We start from the raw sequence: 629 nt of genomic DNA, 5'->3' as shown, positions 1-629 counted from the left end.
AGAACTTTAGCAACAACGCCCGCGCCAACGGTACGGCCGCCTTCACGGATTGCGAAACGCAGACCGTCGTCCATCGCGATTGGGTGGATCAGAGTCACAACCATCTTGATGTTGTCGCCTGGCATTACCATCTCTACGCCTTCTGGCAGTTCGATGGTACCGGTCACGTCAGTTGTACGGAAGTAGAACTGTGGACGGTAGCCTTTGAAGAACGGAGTATGACGGCCGCCTTCGTCTTTGGACAGAATGTACACTTCAGATTCGAACTTGGTGTGTGGCTTGATTGAGCCTGGCTTCGCCAGAACCTGACCACGTTCGATTTCTTCACGTTTGATACCACGCAGCAGAACACCAACGTTCTCACCAGCACGGCCTTCGTCCAGCAGTTTGCGGAACATTTCAACGCCAGTACAGGTAGACTTCGCAGTCTCTTTGATACCAACGATTTCAACTTCTTCACCAACTTTGATGATACCGCGCTCTACACGACCGGTAACAACGGTACCACGACCGGAGATGGAGAATACGTCTTCGATTGGCAGCAGGAATGGCTTGTCAATCGCACGCTCTGGTTCTGGGATGTAAGAATCCAGGAAGCCAGCCAGTTCGATGATTTTCGCTTCCCACTC

At 52.1% G+C, this 629-nt stretch carries 1 protein-coding gene; it reads right to left on the bottom strand.

Annotation, left to right across the window (positions count from 1 at the left end; translation table 11 throughout):
• Positions 1 to 629 (bottom strand): EF-Tu/IF-2/RF-3 family GTPase (locus IM314_RS21870; protein WP_252050832.1); only part of this gene is annotated, 629 nt, incomplete at both ends.

Source organism: Enterobacter cloacae complex sp. P42RS (genome assembly GCF_014930595.1).
GTDB classification, from domain to species: Bacteria; Pseudomonadota; Gammaproteobacteria; order Enterobacterales; family Enterobacteriaceae; genus Enterobacter; species Enterobacter bugandensis.
The sequence above is the reverse complement of the archived record's forward strand: the minus strand, read 5'-3'. Positions and strand labels throughout refer to the sequence as shown.